The sequence below is a fragment of the Microcoleus sp. bin48.metabat.b7b8b9.023 genome (assembly GCF_013299185.1).
Lineage (GTDB): Bacteria > Cyanobacteriota > Cyanobacteriia > Cyanobacteriales > Microcoleaceae > Microcoleus.
In genome coordinates this window covers 1-6,087 of the sequence record NZ_JAAFKG010000117.1, presented here as the reverse complement: position 1 = coordinate 6,087, position 6,087 = coordinate 1, and the positions used below count along the sequence as shown (strand labels likewise).

General features: G+C 48.4%; 9 protein-coding genes. All 9 read right to left on the bottom strand.

Annotation, left to right across the window (positions count from 1 at the left end):
• Nucleotides 1–487: 487 nt before the first annotated feature.
• Nucleotides 488–2,323 carry a caspase family protein gene (locus tag QZW82_RS31995; protein ID WP_293158369.1) on the bottom strand — a complete coding sequence of 612 codons (1,836 nt, stop codon included), beginning with the start codon at nucleotides 2,321–2,323 and terminating at the stop codon, nucleotides 488–490.
• 648 nt (nucleotides 2,324–2,971) lie between these two features.
• Nucleotides 2,972–3,409 carry a hypothetical protein gene (locus QZW82_RS31990; protein WP_293158366.1) on the bottom strand — a complete coding sequence of 146 codons (438 nt, stop codon included), beginning with the start codon at nucleotides 3,407–3,409 and terminating at the stop codon, nucleotides 2,972–2,974.
• Nucleotides 3,410–3,620: 211 nt separating this feature from the next.
• Complete coding sequence (locus tag QZW82_RS31985) at nucleotides 3,621–3,845, bottom strand: hypothetical protein (RefSeq protein WP_293158363.1); 225 nt, start codon at nucleotides 3,843–3,845, stop codon at nucleotides 3,621–3,623.
• Nucleotides 3,846–3,968: 123 nt separating this feature from the next.
• On the bottom strand, nucleotides 3,969–4,175 hold the full coding sequence (locus QZW82_RS31980) for a hypothetical protein (RefSeq protein ID WP_293158360.1): 207 nt from the start codon (nucleotides 4,173–4,175) through the stop codon (nucleotides 3,969–3,971).
• Between the two features lie 32 nt (nucleotides 4,176–4,207).
• On the bottom strand, nucleotides 4,208–4,645 hold the full coding sequence (locus QZW82_RS31975; protein ID WP_293158357.1) for a hypothetical protein: 438 nt from the start codon (nucleotides 4,643–4,645) through the stop codon (nucleotides 4,208–4,210).
• A gap of 65 nt (nucleotides 4,646–4,710) precedes the next feature.
• Nucleotides 4,711–4,959, bottom strand: a complete 249-nt coding sequence (locus tag QZW82_RS31970; RefSeq protein WP_293158354.1) for a hypothetical protein — start codon at nucleotides 4,957–4,959, stop codon at nucleotides 4,711–4,713.
• A gap of 32 nt (nucleotides 4,960–4,991) precedes the next feature.
• Nucleotides 4,992–5,660 carry a hypothetical protein gene (locus tag QZW82_RS31965; RefSeq protein WP_293158351.1) on the bottom strand — a complete coding sequence of 223 codons (669 nt, stop codon included), beginning with the start codon at nucleotides 5,658–5,660 and terminating at the stop codon, nucleotides 4,992–4,994.
• 31 nt (nucleotides 5,661–5,691) lie between these two features.
• On the bottom strand, nucleotides 5,692–5,922 hold the full coding sequence (locus tag QZW82_RS31960; RefSeq protein ID WP_293158348.1) for a hypothetical protein: 231 nt from the start codon (nucleotides 5,920–5,922) through the stop codon (nucleotides 5,692–5,694).
• Between the two features lie 70 nt (nucleotides 5,923–5,992).
• Nucleotides 5,993–6,076 (bottom strand): transposase, encoded by an 84-nt coding sequence (locus tag QZW82_RS31955; protein WP_293158237.1) that lies wholly within the window; start codon nucleotides 6,074–6,076, stop codon nucleotides 5,993–5,995.
• Nucleotides 6,077–6,087 lie beyond the last annotated feature (11 nt).

Sequence of the window (6,087 nt, the reverse complement as noted above, 5' to 3'; positions counted from 1 at the left end):
CTCACCTCACCGTAAACCTGGTTTTGAATGGTTACGTTGTGGGTAATCTTGGGTTCTACGACCTCGTTGATGTAGTTGCAAGCATCCGCAAACGCCTGGAGGGTTGTCTCTATTTTGGCAACCTGTTGAGGAGTGGGGTTAATCTTACAAACTATCGTCAACACTTGCTTTTCCATGCCAATATTATATCATTGCAGTGACGATCCCACACTAATTGCAAGCAATATAGTTTGGGCATCTGAGTCCTGTAAAGGATATCTAGATCTTCCTTCGAGATACTCCAAACTGTTTCTCTCTACGGCGTTTTATAGTGAGGAACACGCCCAGCCCCACTGTGGTTCAATGATATCAAAGATTGTCGATTTCGGCGGTGATGGCTTCCGAACCCTACGGGATTGCTCAGCCATCCCACCTCAATCAACCTGGCTTTCATCCCACCCCAATCTGTAAACAATATGGGGTGGGGATTCGGGCCGAACTAGCTAAATCAATTTTTTTTCTGCCGTTGCAGCTTAGTTTTCCAATTGGCGATCGCCTTTTGAGCCGGCTCATAACTCTTGGTACCCGACGGCACCAGGGAAGCAGCTTCAACTGCCTCTTTCAATTTTCCTTGAGAGGCACGCAACTGAGCAATTTTGAGAATAGCTCCGCTCCACTCTCCAATCAACTGCTGAGCTTCTTCATGCTTTGGCTGACCGGGCTGAATTTTATTCGCTTGCTGGATGCCTTTACTGTAGGAAGACGCAGCCCCCCGCTTAATTTGACTCGCAGCCGCCGATAGCAAAGCAGCATTGACATCCTGCTCTTTGGATAGCTCCTCCCACTGAGCGATCGCCTGTTTCGACTGATTGTAAACCGCCTGATTCACATCAGGCATCAATTTAGCCGCACCGATCGCCCCAGAGAAATTGCCCCTAGCAGCCCGCCCGTTAGCAATATCCAAAATCACCAAACTCCAGCGCTCAATATCCTGCTGAGCCTGCGGGTAGAGCGGATCGCTAGGCGGAATCGTTCGAGCCTTAACCACCGCTCGATTAAAACTAGAAGCCGAACCATCCTTGAGGAAAGTTTTTGCCTCAGCCCAAACCTGCTGGCTTGAGGGAGGCTGCTTGCTATCAGTCGCTGCTTGTACCGCGCGCGGTTGGTTCTGCGCCACTCCACCACCAGCAGATTTTTGAGTCCCGGGGTTTTGGGCATTCTCAGCAGGCGATCGAGGATCTCCTTCCTGCTGACCAATAAAAATTGATCTGTTCGTCAGAAAAACACCAAACAGCAGTACCAAAGCGGTAGCTCCACTCCACAAAACTAACTGCTGTAAAAATGACTTATCCGATCCCCCGTTATCCGTATCCTCGGGCTGTTGCGAGTTCGGTCGATCGCCCCCCCCACCGCTTCCTGGTCTGACAGCATTCGGCTGCGATACAGGAGTTCTCTCAACCGACGCATCAACCGCGTTGCGAGTTGCCTCGGGCACCTCCATTTGAGCAGTAGCCGCAACCATTTGCGGGCGATCGATCCCATCAGCCATCGCAACCGCCATATTGCCGTTGCGTCCTGCCAATGCAGAAGTCGGCACCCCAGCAGCATCAGGCAAAATCACCAAATGAGCCTTTCCAGGAGGATTCACCACCATCAAAGGTTCTTGTTTGGGACGCAAATGGTGGTCGCACAGCTCCGGTAGCCGATCGCTCAAGAAACGGTCTAAACCCTTAAGCGTCATGCACTGTCCCGATCGCAGCCCCTCTAAAAGCGCCGTCGTAAAAAATCCTTGACGCAGAGCAGAAGTTTCGCGCGAAACTTGATTCGGGCGGCAAGAAAGCACCGTCGGGATTTCCAGTTCCCGGGCCAGCTCTGCCGTTTGAGTGCCGATCGTTTCTCCCGCCTTCACTGTCTGGCTGCGGTTCATATCCACCAACACCAACACCGTTTCGGTAGGAGCATTTTTCAGAGTATTTAACAGCAACTCTACCGGAATCCCCGTACCCTGAATGTCAGCCGGATTGCCATCAACAGGCATCAAGTAATCCTTGCCTTCATAGCTAACACCGTAGCCGCTAAAAAAACACCACAATACATCTCCATGTTGTAGATGTTCCGCACAGAGGCTTTCGGTCAATTTCAGAATATTTTCCCGATTCGGATACGTAGATTGACCCCACAGCGACGGCGAGCTATCCGTCATCAACAGACATCCATCCGGCGCAAAACCAGCCTCCTCAGTCAAAAAACCGTAAAGTGCCTCTGCATCCTCTTGTGCATAACTCAAAGGCTGGAGTAACTGATATTGATTGATGCCTATTGCAATACAAGCGTGATGTTTCATCCCATATGCCCTATATATATATAGTGGACAGATACATTTAACCCAGTAGAGGCTGGCAATCAGCCTCTACTGTGTATGGCGCGATGTGGTAAGATGCAATCTCACGACTACGCGGAGGTATCTCTCAAAGCCTTTAACATTTTGTTAAAGGCGCCATTTATGTCACGACCAATTGCGTGACCGCATTCAGGGGCAACAAATTGTTTGTTACCTGGTAATTTTGTGTGGCTCTGTCCACACTTTCAACAGCTTTTAGATCTATATTCTTCCATTACGTCTACTACAATACATCCACGTTTAGATGCTTGATGCTTCAACGTTGGAAAGAAACGGTATGCAGCTCATGCTACCATCGCTGCTGCTGTTTTGGTAGCCAACCGACCTTCCGGTGCTTTAGCATCTCGGTAGAGCGACTTTCGCTTAGTCCGCTTACCTCCGCCTCGGCGAACCAGGGTTGGATTCGATGGTCAAGCTTGCACAAAACGATAACACATCACCGTTTAACCTTAAAACGACTTTCGCCTCCTTAGTCAGATAAGTAGTTGTCCGAAGGCAGAACTGAAGTATCTGATACTCCTACTATATTGCAGTCAAAAATTATACCCTCTGCCTGCATTCATAAAATGACGTTAAATTGAATCCCCAGCACTAGGGATATCTGACTTTTAGTGGCAAGGATTTGATGCCGCTCTCGGCGATCGCTGCCATGCGATCGCAAAAACCGCGCCAGCCATCTTCATTGATCATCCCAATACAACCGGCAGTACCCGGTACGTTGGCGTCAAAGTGAACTCCAAGCTCAGCCCGGACACCCTTGTCTGAAACCACCGGATCCGGCGTAATGTGAAAGAAAAACCCTTCGATTCCGCGAGTTTCCAGCCAGTAAGGATCTGTCGGGATCTCGTAATCACCTTGGGGTATTGGGCCTTTCCCTCTCGCCCATTGGTCGCCGGGCCGCTGCCAATCCGCACACCCCGAAGTAGCCAGATAGTCGATCGCCTTGCCGTCGGGATAAACAAGTTTCAGGTTGCCGTACAAAAGCTCGGAAGCAACCCTTAAATCCATAGTGAAAGTTAACAACTGCATCTACGTACAATCTCCTTTTTGATATTGTCCAATGCCGTCTCACTTGCACTTATCTCTTCGTCAATTTTGTCGATCAGCTCCTGACTCTGTGCACATTTTTTTCGAGCCCGAAGACTTAAGATATCCCTAGTAAACCAAGGGATAAGTTCCAAGAGCGAGTCTATTGGTGCAGCTGGATCGGCTAAAAGTTTTTCTGCCGCCTGTACTGGCATTACTGCGACCTCCTGATTTCTGAAATGGCGGCTCGCCAGTTTTCAAGGCTGTCAAGTCGCTTTCCATAAAACTGGAGAGTGGCTTTTCCTTCAGCACGATCGGTGGCGTCTGCCTTTGCATCAGCTTTAACGTCCCTGATGGATTTCCACAAGAATCCTACGATTCCCAGAATCACAGTTAGTACAGCTAGATCTACTTTTAGAAGAGTCGAAATTAATTCCACTTGTACAATTGCAAAGTTTGAAATTTTGACGCCACAAAGTGGCTAGCTCTTGCAGGAGCTTTCAGAGGCTGCGGCTTAGAACCCGCCTCCGCCGGTACTGCCCCGGTTCGCCACATTAAATTACTACTGTGCGGGTTCCGTCGGAACTTCAGGAGTAATGTCAAGAACTTCTGAGGACATCCGGCTGGCGATATCGTTTAAGGATGTAATCGCTTGGGTAAGCGATTCCTGGGTTTCGCCAGAGCCACCGGATTGTTCGTCAATTTTCTTGATAGCTTGAAAAGCCACATTAAAAGCGGCTACAACTGCCTGACAAAATGCTGCGTTCATGGTCAATTACCTCTTGATTGATTTTGAGCGTGTTAAAAATTGGGGCCAATTAAATCCTCTAATTGACTCACAACCTCCAATATCTGCTCGGTTGGCTGATTTGCTTGCTCTCCTGCAACCTCGACCCGAATGTAGTAACGGGGTTCCTGGATTACTGCCCTGTAATAGCGGTAATACCGCCTTATTTGTATTTTGAAAACAGCCAGGCCCAAGTCAACGTCATCTGGCAAGTTAGGTAAAGCAAGCAAGATTTTGTTTGTTGATGGATAGACAATTGTGGCTTGTTCTTCGACGGGCAAACCCCCGTCGATTTGCCAAATTCGGCGAACGAGCAATCTCGATACGATTTCTGAAATAGATCCGTTGGATATGTATGTCAGCCCGACTAAGTTTTGTCTGTCTGTGGCGCTTTCGCTGGTTTCCTGCCAAACCAGTACAGGTTCCACAGTGCCTAAATCAACCCAAGCCATTAATCACTTAAGCTCCATTGGTTATCCGCCTGCACCGACAAATCTTACGGGATGCCAAAGGTCATCTACCAATCAATTAGAAATTCTTCGATGTCTTTGAAATCGCTTTCGTACCATTCCGATTCTTCGGGTGGCACGTACATATCGCCGTAGACATTTTGCTGGTGCTGTTCGTACTCCCCCCCAAGAATGTAATCTTGAAATTCAGCGTTACTAACGCCCCTCAAGACTCCGCCCATAGCTGCGTCTGGAACAAAACCAAAGCAGCCTTTTGCGTTTGCCGTGCTTTCCCAACCCGGAGGGATTTGACTCAATGTTGCATTGAATTGCTCATCCCCAGGAAGGATTAGTCGAAGGCAATTACTGGTGCTTTCGTTTGCGTCCATCCTGTTGGCAATCCTCCGCTCGGATCGTAAAAAGTTGACAAAGTTTTAGATGTTGCTTCGGCACCTTCTCCAGAGCCAATAGTTACTGAAGCTTTAGGAGGCTTGGGAGCATTTGCCCCGAAACAAAGCTCGTTAAAGTCTCCAGGCACAGCAAGCTTGATACCCAACTGCCCGATTACTGCTTCAGTTACGTTAGTAATCGTCACTTTCGGAAGTTGCCAAGCGTATTTAATGCCGTTGAAGGTAACGTAAACAGTTTGAATGAACGAATTAGGTCTTAAAGTTGCTGTATGCAACGGCGGTCTCGTTACCTTTTGCTTGCTGATTCTCCACCCAGCTACCTTAAGCGCCGTAATCGAACCAACAGCGCAAAACGAGGAAGTAAACCTCAGCCCAGTCCGCCGGCTTGCCCGCCTCGGTTTGGGAAAACTGCTAGCCAGAACAGTCCCTACAGGGGGAGCGGCTGGAGTAGCAATTGCCACCTGCCCTAATGTCGTTCTGTCGCCAGCGGGAATGTTTGTCCAGAAGGCGTAATTTACCCCGCCAGACTCAACACCTGCGTCAGAAGTCGCAATTTTAATCGGTACAAAAACAAGCTCTTTCTTGTTGTATTTACTTTGAGAACCCATAGATTTTTAGGTCAATTTTAGTGTGGCTTCTCTAAGCCAGGTTGTTAGCAGTGATGTAAGTCAAAACCTCTTGAAAGTGGTTTTCGTCGAAGTATTTTGGATATTGCAAATCCCATGTTTGCTGAATTTTGCCGTCAGCAATCACGTGGGTAACAGCTTTCGCTACCCCGGAATAACCGTTGTAGTCGTGAATGACTGGGGTCTCGTGGCTTGCCAAAATAAACCTAAAAGTAACCTCGGCTTTCTCTAGGCAGTCCAGCATCCTACCGTACTCATTCATCCCGCACGCTACGAGTTCGGCGGCTCTTCTGGAGTCAAGGTGATAAGCAAACCTAATCAGAAAAGCAAGCTAATAGCCTTGCTCGAAAGTTATCAAAGTTCATAAAGCCATAGGCTTGTCGCTTAATCAACTTAATTCGATTGTTAA

Excerpts from the sequence above, each read along its gene's own strand:
- QZW82_RS31995 (WP_293158369.1), bottom strand. The coding sequence starts at position 2,323 with ATGAAACATCACGCTTGTATTGCAATAGGCATCAATCAATATCAGTTA.
- QZW82_RS31990 (WP_293158366.1), bottom strand. The coding sequence starts at position 3,409 with ATGCAGTTGTTAACTTTCACTATGGATTTAAGGGTTGCTTCCGAGCTT.
- QZW82_RS31980 (WP_293158360.1), bottom strand. The coding sequence starts at position 4,175 with ATGAACGCAGCATTTTGTCAGGCAGTTGTAGCCGCTTTTAATGTGGCT.
- QZW82_RS31975 (WP_293158357.1), bottom strand. The coding sequence starts at position 4,645 with ATGGCTTGGGTTGATTTAGGCACTGTGGAACCTGTACTGGTTTGGCAG.
- QZW82_RS31965 (WP_293158351.1), bottom strand. The coding sequence starts at position 5,660 with ATGGGTTCTCAAAGTAAATACAACAAGAAAGAGCTTGTTTTTGTACCG.
- QZW82_RS31960 (WP_293158348.1), bottom strand. The coding sequence starts at position 5,922 with ATGCTGGACTGCCTAGAGAAAGCCGAGGTTACTTTTAGGTTTATTTTG.